The organism is Pseudonocardia wallangbongensis (assembly GCF_054486945.1).
Genome location: NZ_JBRERS010000001.1, coordinates 18,836 through 33,340 on the forward strand (window position 1 = coordinate 18,836; position 14,505 = coordinate 33,340).

At 74.6% G+C, this 14,505-nt stretch carries 14 protein-coding genes; 5 read left to right on the forward strand and 9 right to left on the reverse strand.

What is annotated here, in order from left to right; all coding sequences use genetic code 11:
* The first annotated feature begins 17 nt into the window (after window positions 1-17).
* The 4 genes from ACU436_RS00100 (at window position 18) to ACU436_RS00115 (ending at window position 3,770) form a co-directional block, all read left to right on the forward strand.
* The gene (locus tag ACU436_RS00100) at window positions 18-881 is read left to right on the forward strand and encodes a DUF6597 domain-containing transcriptional factor (protein ID WP_459020534.1); all 864 of its coding nucleotides are present in this window, start codon (window positions 18-20) and stop codon (window positions 879-881) included.
* Window positions 882-890: 9 nt separating this feature from the next.
* Entirely contained in the window at window positions 891-2,294 is a 1,404-nt protein-coding gene (locus tag ACU436_RS00105; RefSeq protein WP_459020535.1) for an FAD-binding oxidoreductase, read from the forward strand.
* On the forward strand, window positions 2,246-2,821 hold the full coding sequence (locus tag ACU436_RS00110) for a dihydrofolate reductase family protein (protein ID WP_459020536.1): 576 nt from the start codon (window positions 2,246-2,248) through the stop codon (window positions 2,819-2,821). Before ACU436_RS00105 ends, ACU436_RS00110 begins: the two co-directional genes overlap by 49 nt.
* A 145-nt stretch (window positions 2,822-2,966) precedes the next feature.
* Window positions 2,967-3,770, forward strand: coding sequence for a methyltransferase domain-containing protein (locus ACU436_RS00115; RefSeq protein WP_459022552.1), 804 nt, complete (start codon window positions 2,967-2,969; stop codon window positions 3,768-3,770).
* On the opposite strand, the gene whiA is transcribed toward ACU436_RS00115, so the two are convergent.
* Genes whiA through uvrC form a run of 4 tightly spaced genes read right to left on the reverse strand, consistent with a single transcriptional unit; the run spans window position 3,742 to window position 8,799 of the window.
* Window positions 3,742-4,725 carry a DNA-binding protein WhiA gene (gene whiA / locus ACU436_RS00120; RefSeq protein WP_459020537.1) on the reverse strand — a complete coding sequence of 328 codons (984 nt, stop codon included), beginning with the start codon at window positions 4,723-4,725 and terminating at the stop codon, window positions 3,742-3,744. The genes ACU436_RS00115 and whiA overlap by 29 nt on opposite strands.
* Window positions 4,716-5,816 carry a gluconeogenesis factor YvcK family protein gene (locus tag ACU436_RS00125; RefSeq protein ID WP_459020538.1) on the reverse strand — a complete coding sequence of 367 codons (1,101 nt, stop codon included), beginning with the start codon at window positions 5,814-5,816 and terminating at the stop codon, window positions 4,716-4,718. The genes whiA and ACU436_RS00125 overlap by 10 nt, the downstream gene beginning before the upstream one ends.
* Window positions 5,813-6,697, reverse strand: coding sequence for an RNase adapter RapZ (rapZ, locus tag ACU436_RS00130; RefSeq protein WP_459022554.1), 885 nt, complete (start codon window positions 6,695-6,697; stop codon window positions 5,813-5,815). Before rapZ ends, ACU436_RS00125 begins: the two co-directional genes overlap by 4 nt.
* A gap of 50 nt (window positions 6,698-6,747) precedes the next feature.
* Window positions 6,748-8,799 carry an excinuclease ABC subunit UvrC gene (gene uvrC / locus ACU436_RS00135; protein ID WP_459020539.1) on the reverse strand — a complete coding sequence of 684 codons (2,052 nt, stop codon included), beginning with the start codon at window positions 8,797-8,799 and terminating at the stop codon, window positions 6,748-6,750.
* Between the two features lie 153 nt (window positions 8,800-8,952).
* Here uvrC and ACU436_RS00140 point away from each other — a divergent pair, with 153 nt between their 5' ends.
* A complete protein-coding gene (locus ACU436_RS00140; RefSeq protein ID WP_459020540.1) occupies window positions 8,953-9,708 on the forward strand; it encodes a DUF2786 domain-containing protein in 756 nt (251 codons plus the stop codon).
* A 496-nt stretch (window positions 9,709-10,204) separates the two neighbouring features.
* Here the strand turns inward: ACU436_RS00140 and ACU436_RS00145 are convergent, their stop codons facing one another.
* The 5 genes from ACU436_RS00145 to ACU436_RS00165 all read right to left on the reverse strand — a co-directional run bounded on the left by ACU436_RS00145 (window position 10,205) and on the right by ACU436_RS00165 (window position 14,500).
* Entirely contained in the window at window positions 10,205-10,921 is a 717-nt protein-coding gene (locus ACU436_RS00145; RefSeq protein ID WP_459020541.1) for an HAD-IA family hydrolase, read from the reverse strand.
* 58 nt (window positions 10,922-10,979) lie between these two features.
* Window positions 10,980-12,020: a beta/alpha barrel domain-containing protein gene (locus tag ACU436_RS00150; RefSeq protein WP_459020542.1), complete on the reverse strand. Its 1,041-nt coding sequence runs from the start codon at window positions 12,018-12,020 to the stop codon at window positions 10,980-10,982.
* A gap of 20 nt (window positions 12,021-12,040) precedes the next feature.
* A complete protein-coding gene (locus ACU436_RS00155) occupies window positions 12,041-12,448 on the reverse strand; it encodes a PH domain-containing protein (protein WP_459022556.1) in 408 nt (135 codons plus the stop codon).
* A gap of 74 nt (window positions 12,449-12,522) precedes the next feature.
* The gene (ribH, locus tag ACU436_RS00160) at window positions 12,523-13,002 is read right to left on the reverse strand and encodes a 6,7-dimethyl-8-ribityllumazine synthase (RefSeq protein WP_459020543.1); all 480 of its coding nucleotides are present in this window, start codon (window positions 13,000-13,002) and stop codon (window positions 12,523-12,525) included.
* A 163-nt stretch (window positions 13,003-13,165) separates the two neighbouring features.
* Window positions 13,166-14,500 carry a bifunctional 3,4-dihydroxy-2-butanone-4-phosphate synthase/GTP cyclohydrolase II gene (locus ACU436_RS00165; protein WP_459022558.1) on the reverse strand — a complete coding sequence of 445 codons (1,335 nt, stop codon included), beginning with the start codon at window positions 14,498-14,500 and terminating at the stop codon, window positions 13,166-13,168.
* Window positions 14,501-14,505 lie beyond the last annotated feature (5 nt).

Genomic DNA, 14,505 nt, shown 5'->3' on the forward strand with positions numbered 1-14,505 from the left:
CGTAGCAGGATGCCGGCATGGCCGACGCCGCTCCCACCCCGCAGCGGTACGTCGAGCGCCCTCCGGTCGCCGCCCTCGCCGACGTCGTCTCGGCGGTGTGGGTCCAGGAGGTGGCGGCGGACGCGCCGGCGCTGCGGCACCGCAACCTGCCGCACGGCGGCACCGAGATCGTCTGCGCCATCGGGGGGATCCCCCGGGTGCTGGGACCGCTCACCGGTCCGAACGTCGAGGTGCTCGCACCCGGCACCACCGTGGTCGGCGTGCGGCTGCGTCCGGGCGCCGCCGGCGCGCTGCTGGGCCCGCCGCCGTCCGAGCTGGTGGACCTGGCGGTGCCCGCCGACGTGCTCTGGGGCCCGGCCGCCGCCCGGATCGGGGAGAGCGTGGCCGCCGCCGGGTCGCCCGCCCGGTCGCTCACCACCCTGCAGCGGGCCGTGATCGCCCGGCGGGCGGCCGGAGGGAACCCGGACGCGCTCGTGGCCGAGGCCGTCCGGCGGCTGATGCCCGGCCGGGCCACCGACGTCGCCGGGCTCCCCGGGGTCCTGGCCGTCTCGGAGCGCAACCTGCGGCGGCGCTGCCTCGCGGCGGTCGGCCTGGGACCCAAGTCGCTGCACCGCACGCTGCGCTTCCAGGGTTTCCTCGCCCGGGCGCAGCAGGCCCTCGCAGCGGGGCGCCCGCCCGGCGCGCTGGCGGACCTCGCCGTCGGCGCCGGGTACTCCGACCAGGCGCACCTCACCCGCGAGTGCGTGCGCCTCACCGGCGCGACGCCGCGCGCGTACCTCGCCGAGACCCTGGACACCTGTGCCTGCGGGCACGACCACGCGGCGTCCTACGGTCCGCTCCTGGCCGGTTCGTTCAAGAACGATGCGCCGGGCCGACCGTAGCGTCGGCTCGTGGCCGACGGCGACCGTGAGCTCAGCGCCCTGCAGGGGGCGATCGCGGGCGAGGTCGTCCTGCCCGGGTCGCCCGGCTACGACACGGCCCGCCGCCCCGCGATCGCGCGCTTCCACCACATCCGCCCGCGCGCGATCGTGCGCTGCGCCGCGGAACAGGACGTCGTCGAGGCCCTCGCCGTCGCGCGCCTGCTGCGCGCGCCGCTGGCGGTCCGCGGCGGCGGCCACTGCTTCGCGGGCCGCTCCTCGACCACCGGGATCCTCGTCGACGTCTCCCCGATGGGCACCGTCGCCCTCCGGGACGGCGTGGCCGTCGTCGGCGCCGGGACGCGGCTCGGTGCGCTCTACGACGCCCTCGCCGACCACGGCCTCGCCCTGCCGGCCGGTTGCGGGTCGACCGTCGGGATCGCCGGGCTCACCCTCGGCGGCGGGTTCGGGCCGCTGGGCCGCCGGCACGGGCTCACCTGCGACCGGCTCGTCGGCGCCCGCGTCGTGCGCGGCGACGGCCGGGTCGTCGACTGCGACACCCATCGCGAGCCGGACCTCTTCTGGGCGCTGCGGGGCGGGGGCGGGGGCGGCGCGGTCGTCACCTCGCTCCGGTTCACCCCGGTCCCGGCGCCGGCGACCACGACGTTCCGCCTGGCGTGGCCCGCCGGGTGCGCCGGGCCGGTCGTGGCGGCGTGGACGCGCTGGGCTCCCGGCGCCCCCGACGAGCTCACCGCCACCCTGCGGATCGCCGCTCCTGCCGACCCCGGCGAGCCGGGCACGGTCGAGCTGGTCGGGACCATGCTCGACGGCGACCCGAGCGGCCTCCTGGACGCGTTCGTCCGGCGCGCGGGGGCCGAGCCCACGACCTGGACGCTCGTGCCCGGATCGTTCCGGGAGGCCAAGCGGTCGCTGGCGGCGACGGGCGGGGACGGGTCGGGGCTGCCGGGCGTCCGGTACGGCCGGTCGGGGTTCTTCCGCCGCCCGCTGCCGCCCGGCGCCGCGGCCGCGCTCGCACGCAGCGTCCTGGGCGGCCGCGTGCCGGGCCACACCCAGGAGGTCGCCCTCACGCCGTGGGGCGGCGCCTACAACCGCGTGCCTCCCGAGGCCACCGCGTTCGCGCACCGCGGGGAGGCGTACCTGCTCGAGGTCGGCCTCGTCGCGGCCGGGAGGACGGCCGGAGCGCCCGACCGGCTGGAGCGCTCCTGGTCGACGGCCGCCCGCTTCGGCACCGGCCGCGTCTACCCGAACTTCCCCGATCCCGACCGCACGCTGCCCGCCGCGGCGTACCACGGCGACAACCACGGGCGGCTGCAGCGGATCCGCGCCGCGACCGACCCGGATGCGGTCCTGTCCCCCAAGGAGTCCCGTTGTCCCGACTCGTCCTGTACATGTCCATGTCGCTCGACGGCTTCATAGCCGGGCCCGACGACCGCGCGGGGCAGGAGCTCGGCCGCGGCGGCTTCCGGCTGTTCAACTGGCTGGACGACCGGCTGTCGCCCGGGCCGAACGGCCAGGTGTTCCAGGAGGCCATGGCGACCCGCGCGGTGATCTCCGGAAGGCGCACCTTCGAGCTGGCCGGGCGCTGGCAGGGTGATCATCACGACGGGGTTCCGATCTTCGTCCTCACCCATCGGTTCGACGACGGCGACGTCCCACCGGGCAGCGCGCGGTTCGTGACCGACGTCGAGGAGTGCGCCGCCCAGGCCCGTGCCGCGGCGGGCGACGACGGTGCCGTGCTCGTGCACGGGGCGGGCGCCGCGCAGGCGCTGCTGCGGGCCGGCCAGCTGGACGAGGTGGAGATCCACCTCGTGCCGGTCCTGCTCGGCGGGGGACGGCGCCTGTTCGACGCGCTCGGGCCCGACCGCATCGAGCTCGAACCGGTCCGGATCCTCGAGGGCCGCGACGTCACGCACCTGCGGTACCGGGTGCGCAGCGAGCCCTAGGAGCAACCGGCCCCCGGTTCGACAGGCCGGGTGGCCGCACACACCGTCCGGGGTCCGCACACAGGGTCGGGCATGTGTGCGGTGCTGCGACGATGTGCGCGGCGGGCCCGACCGCACCGCCCCGAAGGAGATCACCGTGTCCGGGATGCTGCAGTTCGACGAGGCAGGCGCCCGCAAGCTCGAAGCCGTCTACACCACGCCGGATGTCGTCGGGCAACGCCGCGAGGTGCGGCGGATTCTCGCCCTGCGCCCCGGTGAGCACGTCGTGGACATCGGCGCAGGCCCGGGCCTGCTGGCCGCCGAGATGGCGGCCGAGGTCGGCCGGGACGGCCGCGTGCACGCGATCGAGCCGAGCGACAGCATGCGCGCGCTCGCGGCCGCGCGGACCCGGCCGCCGGACGCCGCCCCGGTGGAGATCGCGGCCGGGTCCGCGGACGCGCTCCCCCTGCCCGACGCGAGCGTCGACGCGGCCGTCTCCACGCAGGTCCTCGAGTACGTGGCCGACGTGCCCGGCGCGCTGGCCGAGGCCCACCGCGTGCTCCGGCCGGGCGGACGGCTCCTGGTGCTCGACACCGACTGGGACTCGATCGTCTGGCGCTCCCGCGACGACGCCCGCGCCGCCCGCGTCCTGGCCGCGTGGGACGCGCACCTCGCGGACCCGAACCTGCCGCGAACCCTCGTTCCCACGCTGCGGGCCGCGGGGTTCACGGAGGTCCGGGTGCGGGTCCTCCCGCTGCTGAACGTCGGGTACGACCCGAACACGTTCAGCGCCATGAACGCCACGACGATCGGCGAGTACGTCAAGGGCCGGGCCGGCATCGACGCCGCCGACGTCCAGGCCTGGATCGACGACGTCACGTCGCTGGGGGACGCCGCCTTCTTCAGCCTGAACCGCTACGTCTTCCTCGCGAGCAGGCCCGTCACGCCTCTTCCAGCATCTCCGGGGTGACGGCCGAGTCGGTGTCCGGGATGCCGAGGTCGGCGGCGCGCTTGTCCGCCATGTGCAGCAGCCTGCGGATCCGGCCGGCGACGGCGTCCTTCGTCATGGGCGGGTCGGCGAGCTGGCCGAGCTCCTCCAGGGAGGCCTGGGTGTGCTCGACGCGCAGCCTGCCGGCGGCCAGCAGGTGATCCGGGACGTCGTCGGCGAGGATCTCCAGCGCCCGCTGCACCCGGGCCGCGGCGGCCACGGCGGCGCGGGCCGAGCGGCGCAGGTTGGCGTCGTCGAAGTTGGCCAGCCGGTTGGCGGTGGCGCGGACCTCGCGGCGCATCCGCCGCTCCTCCCACGCCAGCACGCTCTCGTGGCCGCCCATGCGGGTGAGCAGCGCGCCGATCGCGTCGCCGTCCCGGACGACGACCCGGTCGGCCCCGCGCACCTCCCGCCACTTCGCCCCGACGCCGAGCCGGCGCGCCGCGCCGACCAGCGCCATCGCCGCCTCCTGGCCCGGGCAGGTCACCTCGAGGGCCGAGCTGCGGCCGGGCTCGGTGAGCGAGCCGTGCGCGAGGAAGGCCCCGCGCCACGCCGCCTCCGCGTCGCACACCCCGCCGGACACGACGGGCGGCGGCAGGCCGCGCACCGGGCGGCCGCGGACGTCGAGCAGGCCGGTCTGGCGCGCGAGGCCCTCACCGTCACGCACCACCCTCAGCACGTAGCGCGCGCCGCGGCGCAGCCCGCCCGCGCTGATCACGTGGGCCTCGCAGGTGTGCCCGTAGAGATCGTGGATCTCGCGGCGCAGCCGCCGCGCCACCGATCCGGTGTCGACCTCGGCCTCGACCACGACGCGGCCACCGACGATGTGCAACCCGCCCGCGAACCGCAGCAGCGCCGCGACCTCGGCCCGGCGGCAGCACGGCTTCGTGACGACGAGCCTGGAGAGCTCGTCCTTGACCGCGGCGGTCATCGCCATGGGTTCGACCTCCTCGTTTCCTGCCCCCCGGGTGCGGGCCGGTGCGGCTCCGCCCCCGTGTGAACTGGCCCGGCGGCACCGTCGGGTCCGGTGTGCATGTCCAGCTCCGTGCCGAGCACGGCGCCGTGTTCCGCCAGCACGACGCCGAGGGCGTCGGCCAGCGCGGCCGGGTCGTGGCGCGGTACCGCGGGGTCGGCCGCGGCAACCGGCGCCAGGTGGACCCGGCCTCCGGGGGCGAGCATCGCGGCCGCGGTGCGCTGCAGCCGCTCGGGCACCGGGACCGCGGCGACGTCGGCGATGACCGCGTCGACCCGCAGTTCCGGGGCGTGTTGCGAGAGTACGGCGAGGTGCTGCTCGGGTGAGAACCCGGCGGTCTCCCCCGGTTCCGGCGCCAGGTTGAGCACGACGATGCGGCGCGCAGGGGACGTGATCAGGGCTTCTCGCAGTTCGGGCACCAGGACGTGCGGGATCACGCTCGTGAACCAGGACCCCGGACCGAGCAACAGGACGTCCGCAGCTTTCACCGCATCGAGTGCCTCCGTGCACGCCCGCGGCCGGTCCGGGCGCAGCCACACCCGCTGCACCCGCCCGGGGGTGGACGCCACCGCGACCTGCCCGCGGATCAGCGCGCCGTCGGGCGAACCGAGCCCGGTGACCTCGGCCTCGATGTCGAGGGGGTCGCAGCTCATCGGCAACACCCGGCCGCGGAGCCCCAGCAGCGCGGCGACCTCGTCGAGCGCGGCGACCGGGTCGCCGAGCACCTCCATCAGCCCGGCGAGCAGCAGGTTGCCGACGGCGTGCCCGGCGAGCGCCCCGGTGCCGCCGAAGCGGTGCTGCACGAGCTGGCCCCAGCGGCGTCCCGAGTCGTCGTCCGCGGCGAGGGCGGCGAGCGCCATCCGCAGGTCGCCGGGCGGGAGCAGATCGAGCTCGCGCCGCAGCCTGCCCGACGAGCCGCCGTCGTCGGCGACCGTGACGACGGCCGTGACGTCGTCGGTGAGCCGCCGCAGCGCCGACAGGGTGGCGTGCAGCCCGTGACCGCCGCCCAAGGCGACGGCCGATCCCAGCCGCGCCCCAGGTCGCGGCGCGATCATTCGCGCCCCAGGTCGCGGTGCGTGACGTTCACGGTGACCCCCTCGGAGCCGGCGAGCCTGCGGGCCATCTCCTCGCTGATCGCGACGCTGCGGTGCTTGCCGCCGGTGCACCCGACGGCGACCGTCAGGTACCGCTTGCCCTCGCGCCGGTAGCCGGCACCGACGAGCCGCAGCAGCTCCAGGTAGCGGCCGATGAACTCCTCCGCGCCGTCCTGGGACAGCACGTAGTCGCGCACGGTCTCGTCGCGGCCGGTGGAGTCGCGCAGCTCCGGGATCCAGAACGGGTTGGGCAGGAACCGGACGTCCACGACCAGGTCGGAGTCCATCGGGAGCCCGTACTTGTAGCCGAACGACACCAGCGTGATGCGGGTGACCTGCGCGGCCTCGGTGCCGAACGCCCGCTCCAGGGTGGCACGCAGCTGCGGCACGGCCACCGTGGAGGTGTCGACGACGAGGTCGGCGTTCTCCCGCAGCGGGGTGAGCAGCTCCCGCTCGGCCGCGATCCCGTCGACGAGCCGGCCGTCCCCCTGCAGGGGGTGGCTGCGGCGCACCTGCTCGAAGCGGCGCACCAGCACGGCGTCGGACGCCTCCAGGAAGAGCAGCCGCGGCTTGTACCCGCGGGCGTCGAGGTCCTTGATGACGGCGCCGAGGTCGGCGGTGAAGGCCCGGCTGCGCACGTCCATGACGACGGCGATGCGGGTGATCTCGCCGCGGGCCCGGGCGCCGAGGTCGACCATCGTGGCGATCAGCTCCGGGGGCAGGTTGTCGACGACGAACCAGCCGAGGTCCTCCAGCACCTTCGCGGCGGTGCTGCGGCCGGCGCCGGACAGCCCGCTGACCAGCGTGACCTCGATGCCCGGCGGCTGGGACCCGGTGATCACACCCCCGCGTCCGCCCCCGCTCGCCGTGCCGTCGTCCACCGCGTCCCCCGTCACTGCGTCCCCTGTCCTGCCGATGCCGGCTCCGTGCTGGACCGCCCGTTCAGCGCGTCGAGCACCGCCGCCGCGGTGCGCGGGCCGAAACCCGGCAGCGCGGCGATCTCGTCCACGCCGGCAGCCTTGATCTTGCGCAGCGATCCGAAGTGCTTCAGCAACGCGGCGCGCCGGGCGGGACCCAGCCCCGGCACGGCGTCCAGCTCCGAGGCGACCATGCTGCGCGAGCGTCGCTGCCGGTGGTAGGTGATGGCGAACCGGTGTGCCTCGTCGCGGACGCGTTGCAGCAGGTAGAGCCCTTCGCTGGTGCGCGAGAGGATCACCGGGTCGGGTTCGGCCGGCAACCACACCTCCTCCAGCCGCTTGGCGAGCCCGCACACGGCGACGTCGGTGACGCCCAGCCCGGCGAGCACGTCGGCGGCGGCCTCCACCTGCGGCTGCCCACCGTCGACGACCAGCAGGTTCGGCGGGTAGGCGAACCTGCGCGGGCGACCGGTCTCGGGGTCGATGCCGGGGCGGTGATCTGCGGTGTCGGACGCGTCGACCTCACCGGACTCGCCGCGGCCGGGCCCGCCGTTACCCGTGTGCGCATCGGCGCCGGTCTCGCCGCCGGTCTCGGCGAGGTACCGACGGAAGCGGCGACGCACCACCTCGGCGATCGCGGCGACGTCACCGCCCTCGGCGCCGCCGCGGATCTCGAACCGGCGGTACTCCGACTTGCGGGCCAGCCCGTCCTCGAACACCACCAGGGACGCCACGACGTTGCTGCCCTGCACGTGGCTCACGTCGACGCACTCGATCCGCAACGGGGCGCTGCCGAGCCCGAGCGCGTCCTGGATCTCCTGCAGCGCCGCGGAGCGCGCGGTGAGGTCGCCGGCGCGGCGCAGCTTGTGCTGGGTGAACGCCTCCGCGGCGTTGCGCGCGACCGTCTCGGCCAGCGCCCGCTTGTCACCCCGGTGCGGCACCCGCAGCTGCACCCGCGCACCACGCAGCCCGGAGAGCCACTCCGACAGCGACCCGGCCTCGGGCGGCAGCTCGGGCACGAGGATCTCGCGCGGCACGGGCTGGGTGGCGTCGTCGGCCGAGCCGGCCAGCGCGGCCTGCTCGCCGTAGAACTGCGTGAGGAACCGCTCCACGAGCTGCGCGGTGTCCGTCGGCTCCACCTTGTCGATCACCCAGCCGCGCTGGCCGCGGACCCGCCCGCCCCGCACGTGGAAGACCTGCACCGCGGCCTCGAGCTCGTCCTCGGCGAACGCCACGACGTCGGCGTCGGTGCCGTCGCCCAGCACCACGGCCTGCTTCTCCATCGCGCGGCGCAGCGCGCCGATGTCGTCGCGCAGCCGCGCCGCCCGCTCGAACTCCAGCTCCTCGGACGCCGCGGCCATCTTCCGCTCGAGCTGGCGGACCAGGTGGTCGGTGCGGCCCGACAGGAAGTCGCAGAAGTCCTCGACGATCGCCCGGTGCTCGTCGGCGTCGACCCGCCCGACGCACGGCGCCGAGCACTTGTCGATGTACCCCAGCAGGCACGGCCGGCCGATCTGGCCGTGGCGTTTGAACACGCCTGCGCTGCACGTGCGCGCCGGGAAGACCCGCAGCAGCAGGTCGAGCGTCTCCCGGATGGCCCACGCGTGCGCGTACGGGCCGAAGTAGCGCACACCCTTGCGCCGCGGGCCGCGGTAGACGTGCAGCCGCGGGAAGTCCTCGTTCATCGTGGCCGCGAGCACCGGGTAGGTCTTGTCGTCGCGGTACCGGACGTTGAACCGCGGGTCGAACTCCTTGATCCAGTTGTACTCGAGCTGCAGTGCCTCCACCTCTGTGGTGACGACCGTCCACTCGACCTTCGCGGCGGTGGTGACCATCTGCCGGGTGCGGGGATGCAGACCGGCGAGGTCGGCGAAGTAGGAGTTGAGCCGCTGGCGCAGGCTCTTCGCCTTGCCGACGTAGATCACGCGCCCGTGCGGGTCGGAGAACCGGTACACCCCGGGCGCCTCCGGGATGGTGCCGGGCGCCGGGCGGTACCGGGAGGGGTCGTTCGAGACGGGATCGCGCATGGCTCCTCCAGGGTAGGACCGCGGCGCGACACGCCCGGGCGGGGCTGCCTTCCCGGCGCGTCGCGGGGGTGGTGTAGGCGCTCCGGAGAACTGTCGCCGCCCCGTGGTTACATCTCCCGAGTACGAACACCCGTTCGATCCGAGGAGGTTCTCATGAGCCCGACGACGGCCACGACGATGGGCACGATGATCGGCACGGCGAAGCTCGCCACCGTCCGCAAGCTGCTCGCCAAGGCCGAGCGCGCGGCCACGGCGGCCGAGTCCGAGACCTACACCGCCAAGGCCGTCGAGCTCATGGCCCGCCACGGCATCGACGCCGCCCTGCTGGCGGCGGCCACCCCCGGCAGCGACGTGATCGGCCCGCTCCGGGTCGCCATGCAGGACCCCTACAGCGCCGGCAAGGCGCGCCTGCTCGGCTGGACGGCCGCCGCACTGGGCTGCCGGTGGGTGCTGCACGGCGCGTGGGCCGGCAAGGTCGCCGCCGTCACCGTGTTCGGGCACGCCTCCGACCGCGAACGGGTGGAGCTGCTCTACACGTCATTACTGCTGCAGGCCACCGCGCAGCTCGTACGGGTGCGACCGCCCCGGCCGGGCGAATCCGTGGCCGCCTACCGGCGGTCCTGGCTCGAGGGGTTCTCCGCGCAGATCCACCGCCGCCTCGTCGAGGCGGAGGAGCGCGCCGCCGGCCACACCCCCGAGGGTCCGCACCCGGGGGTCGCCGTGGTGCTCGCGGACCGGCGCCGACGCGTCGAGCAGGAGTTCGCCTCCACCTACCCCCGCCTGGCCACCCTGCGCCCCAGCATGCTGTCCGGCTCCGGCCGCGCCGCCGGGGCGCAGGCCGGGCAGCGGGCGGATCTCGGCGGGGGCGGCGGGCTCAGGGTGGGGAGGCCACGGGCGCTCGGAGCGTAACGGCGGGCAGGGATGTGCAGCGTTGAACGATCAAGGGCAGACGGTTGCCCCCGAAGATCGTTCGACGACCCTTTCCCTTGATCGGCGATCACCAGGTCGCGCCACCCCACATGATCAGCGATTGGGCGCGTTCTCGGGCCGGATTCGCCCGCTTTCGCGCCGAAGCCTCGATCATGCCCGCGAGACCGGCCTCCGGTGGCGCCGCGCGCCCCACCGGGCAGGCCTTGGCCTGCCTGCGATATGCCCGGGAGGGGGCGCAGAGGCTCGCCTGTCAAGGGGCGCGAAGCGCTCGCGGAGCGACGCGAAGCGCCATTGACAGGTGAGGGGCGCCCCCGCACGATGCGCGGCGCCACCGGAGGCCCCGAGCAGAGCCCCCGGGCACGGACCTGATCAGCGGGAACGGGACATCAGCTGCAGAGGTGCACCCCAGGTCCCGATCCGGCCGATCACCGCGCCGGAGCGCCCGGCATCGGTAGCTCGCTCGCGACCCTCGGGTTCAGACCGGCAGGGCGATGAGCCGGTCCACCACCGCGTCCAGCCGCTCGGCCGCCACGTGCGGGGGCTCCACCACGTCCGGCACGGCCCCCTCGAGCCGGGTGGCCAGGCCGCCGATCAGCCCTGCACGGACGGCGCCGTGCACGTCCCAGGAGTGGACGGCGACAACCGCCACCTTCTCGGGCGCCAGTTCCACCCGCTGGCACGCCCAGTGGTAGACGCGTGCGGGTGGCTTGAACGAGGCGATCCGCTCCGTGGAGAAGGTGTCGCGCAGGTACGTGCGCAGGCCCGCCTTGTCGAGCGCGTCGCAGGCCACGGACTCGGTGCCGTGGGTGAACCCGAACGCCGGGATCCGGGCGCGGGCCAGCGCCATCAGGGCCGGCTCGACGTCCGGGTGCGGCGGCAGCTCCCGGAACCCGGCGAGCACGTGCTCGACGGCCTCGGCGGAGAGGGTGTGGCCGGTGGTGGTGCGCAGCGCGGCGCGGGCGACGTCGCCGAAGGGGCGTACCGCGCCGGCGAGCGTGTGGGCCATGCCGTCGCGGAGCGTGCGCGCGAAGAAGAGCTCCCATTCGTGCTCGGGACGGCCCACGTCCACGAACCGGGCCCGCAGCGCGTCGACCTGGAGCATGGTCTCGAACACATCGAAGAGCACGGCGCGCGGCCGCCGATCGGGAGCACGCAGCCCGCCTGTGGTGGCGGCACCCGACGTGATCGTCATCGGACCCCTCTCTGGGGCCGCCTAGCTGCAGACACCCCGTTCGGGTGAAGATCGTCGCTCAGCGCGACGGGCTGTTGCGAATCGGCAGCGTTGAGTAGCGCCGAACGGCCCGCAACACGCGCCGAACGTGCAGCGCCCGCAACGGAGCGAGGGCGTACCCGGGGTAGCTCGCCAGCCACGTCGCGCTGCCGAGGCTCACGGCGTCGGCGCCGGCCCAGAAGTACTCGCGGCAGTCGGCCACGGTGCGGATGCCGCCCGTGGCGATGATCGGGAGCGTGACGCCGGCCTCGCGCAGCTCGCTCACCACGCGCAGGGCGATCGGTTTGATCGCCCGGCCGGACAGGCCACCGTAGCGGTTGGCGAGCCACGGGGTGCCGGTGCGGGGGTCGAGCCGCAGCGCCTTCACCGTGTTGATCGCCGTCAGCGCGGACACCCCGGCCGCGGCGGCCTGCCGGGCGTTGCGCAGGTAGTCGTAGTCGGCCGAGAGCTTGAGGATCACCGGGTGGTTGCTGCGCGGCACGGCCTCGTCGAGCACGTCCTGGAGGATCGCCGAGAAGTCGAAGTTGACGTTGTGGCAGCTCACGTTGAACTCGACGGCCGCGACGTCGCCCGCGGGCACCGCGTCGTTCACCTTGTCCACGAGCGTCACGAACTCCTCCGCCGAGAAGCCGCCCAGGGAGATGATCGTGCGCTGGTCGCGGGTGCGGGGGTAGTAGTCGCGCAGGTAGGCGTCGATGCCGATGTTGCACCAGCCGAACGCGTTGAGGAACCCGCCGTCGGTGCCGCGCAACACGGTGGCGTACCGCTTGAGCAGCGCGGGCAGCTCGTGCAGCGACCAGTCGTCGCGGGTGGTGAAGTGCCCCTCGCGCGGCTCGACGGTGAGCGTGCGCGTGGTGACGGCGCCGAACTCGGCCAGCGGCACGAACAGCGACACGGGGCTCATGCCGTAGGGCACGAGCGGGGAGTTGGCCACGCCGTACCCGAGCAGGCTCGACGACGTGACGAGGCGGTTGCGGAGCACGATGTCGCCCAGCCGCACGCTCTCTGCCGTGTCGTGGGCCGCCGGGTCGTGGGGACTCGTCTCGCGGGAGCGCAGCACGCCCCGATGTTACGTGCGCGTCAGGAGGAGGACCGGGACCGGGCGTGCAGGGCGCGCACCCGGGTGATCGCGTCCACCGCACGCTGCCCGTCGACGGCCTGGATGGCGAGCACGGGCAGGTACTCGTCGTCGGGCAGGTCCAGCCGGGCCCAGGAGGCACCGTCCGGGAACGCCACCCGCAGGACCAGCGACCAGGGCAGCCGCCGCGTGACGAGGATGTTGCGCACCTCGATGCCCTCGGCGTCTGCGCGCACCCGAGGGCGGGCGAACAGGAGGAGGCCGCCCGCGATGAACAGGCCGAGCAGCACGAGCGCCACCTGGTCGGCGAACCGGAAGTACACCCCGGTCTGGACGGTGCGGAGCACGACGGCGATCCCGACGAACAGCGCCAGGACGACCACGGCGCCCACCCAGGACGAGATCAGCATCTTCCGGGGGCGCACCACCACGACGTCGCGCTCCCGGGCGGCCACGGCGCCCACCGTACCGGCTTGCGGAGCGGTCACCGCTCGGTCCTGAGGTCCCGCAGCACGAGCGCCGTCTGCAGCGCGGCGACGCACGCCTCTTCACCCTTGTCCTCGGTCGCGCCGGGCCCACCGGAGCGGTCCAGGGCCTGCTGGCGGGTGTCGCAGGTGAGCACCCCGTTGCCGACCGGGGTGCGCTCGTCGAGCGCCACCCGGGTGAGGCCGGCGGTGACGGCGTCGCACACGTACTCGAAATGCGGGGTGCCGCCCCGGATCACGACGCCGAGCGCCACGACGGCGTCGTGCCGCACGGCGAGCTCCTGGCAGACCACGGGCAGCTCGACCGTGCCGGGCACCCGCACCACCGTGGGCGGTTCGACACCGGCCTTCCCCGCCGTGGCGATCGCCCGTTCCAGCAGCACGTCCACGATCTCCGCGTGCCACGTGGTGGCCGCGATCGCCAGCCGCAGGCCCGACGCGTCGGGCGGCTGCGCCGCCGGACGGCCTTCGCCACTCATCGTCCGCCCTCGCTGACGCTCCGGCGACCACTTCGCGAACACGCTGCGCTGATGATTCGCTCGCTCCGCTCCCTCATCGTCCGCCCTCGCCGACGCTCCGGCGACCACTTCGCGAACACGCTGCGCTGATGATTCGCTCGCTCCGCTCGCTCATGGCCTCCCCCTAGGAGCCCGTGCTGTCGGCGAGCGCCCCGCCCCGCTCGACCACGTCCAGATCGGGGAGATCATGCCCCATCCGGTCCCGCTTGGTGCGCAGGTACCGCAGGTTCTCCCGGTGGGCGCGCACCGGGAGCGGCACGCGGCCGGTGATCGTGAGGCCGTAGCCCTCGAGCCCGGCGCGCTTGTCCGGATTGTTGGTGAGCAGCCGCATGGACCTGATGCCGAGGTCGGCGAGGATCTGGGCCCCCGTGCCGTAGTCACGGGCGTCGGCGGGCAGGCCCAGTGCGAGGTTGGCGTCGACGGTGTCGGCGCCGGCCTCCTGCAGCTGGTAGGCCTGCAGCTTGTGCAGCAGGCCGATGCCCCGGCCCTCGTGCCCGCGCATGTAGAGGACGACCCCGCGGCCCTCGGCGGCCACCGCGGCGAGGGCGGCGTCGAGCTGGGGGCCGCAGTCGCAGCGCAGGGACCCCATGACGTCGCCGGTGAGGCACTCGGAGTGCACGCGCACGAGCACGTCCTCGCCCCCGTCCCCGAAGACACCGCCCTCCGGGGTGGCGACGTCGCCGCGGACCATCGCGATGTGCTCGATGCCGTCCAGCAGCGAGTCGTACCCGTAGGCGATGAAGTCGCCGTGGGCGGTGGGGATGCGGGCCTGGGCCACCCGAACGACGTGCTTCTCGAAGCGGCGCCGGTACGCGATCAGGTCGGCGATCGTGATGAGGGCGAGGTCGTGCTCCTCGGCGAACACCTGCAGCTCGTCGGCGCGGGCCATGTCGCCGATGTCCTTCTGCGACACGATCTCGCAGAGCACCCCGGCCGGCTTCAGCCCGGCGAGGCGCGCCAGGTCGACCGCGGCCTCGGTGTGGCCTGCGCGGCGCAGCACCCCGCCCTCACGGGCGCGCAGCGGGAGGATGTGGCCGGGGCGCACGAGGTCGCCGGGCCCCGTGGCCGGGTCGGCGAGCAACCGGATGGTGTGGGCCCGGTCGGCCGCCGAGATCCCGGTGCTGACGCCCGACTTCGCGTCCACGGTGACGGTGAACGCGGTGCGGAAGTTGTCGGAGTTCGTGTGGTGCATCGGCGGCAGGTCGAGCCGGTCGCACTCGCTCTCGGTGAGCGGCACGCAGATGTACCCGGACGTGTAGCGCACCATGAACGACACGAGCTCCGGCGTGGCCATCTCGGCCGCGAAGATCAGGTCGCCCTCGTTCTCGCGGTCCTCGTCGTCGATGACGACGATCGCCTTCCCCGCCTTCAGGTCGGCGATCGCGCGCTCGATCGACTCGAAACCTCCTGGCGTCACCGGCTGCGCCGCCACACCATCCACGTCTGTCGCGCCGTCCACGTCTG